1 protein-coding gene is annotated in these 338 nt (G+C 45.9%); it reads right to left on the bottom strand.

The window, feature by feature from the left end:
- Positions 1 to 143: 143 nt before the first annotated feature.
- Positions 144 to 296, bottom strand: a complete 153-nt coding sequence (locus HJY11_RS13425; protein WP_024733291.1) for a hypothetical protein — start codon at positions 294 to 296, stop codon at positions 144 to 146.
- Between the last annotated feature and the right edge of the window lie 42 nt (positions 297 to 338).

Below are 338 nucleotides of genomic sequence, written 5' to 3'. Positions count from 1 at the left end.
GTACTCCCGCATCCCCCCGCCGCGGCCGTACCAGTCCGAAAACAACAGAAACCAGAACAGTAACACAATATAAAGAAGAAACAACAATTTGCCAAAACGGCGAAGCCACTTTCTTTCCCGAGTTCTCACAATCCGGCACCGCCTTAAAATGTCAGCATCTTCTGATTTTTGAATAACCGTGCTCCTCCGATAATAGAAAGAATCCCACATGCCACTCCGACGACAATCAGAATGATTCCCACCGCAAGATTACATGCGCCAATGACTCCCATGCTGCGATATACCTTTTCTTCCATAATCACAAGCCTCCCTATTTTACTCCGTACTGTTCATAATAT

Origin of the sequence: Bittarella massiliensis (ex Durand et al. 2017) (assembly GCF_017566145.1) — a bacterium.
Classification (GTDB): Bacteria; Bacillota; Clostridia; order Oscillospirales; family Ruminococcaceae; genus Bittarella; species Bittarella massiliensis_A.
The sequence above is the reverse complement of the archived record's forward strand: the minus strand, read 5'-3'. Positions and strand labels throughout refer to the sequence as shown.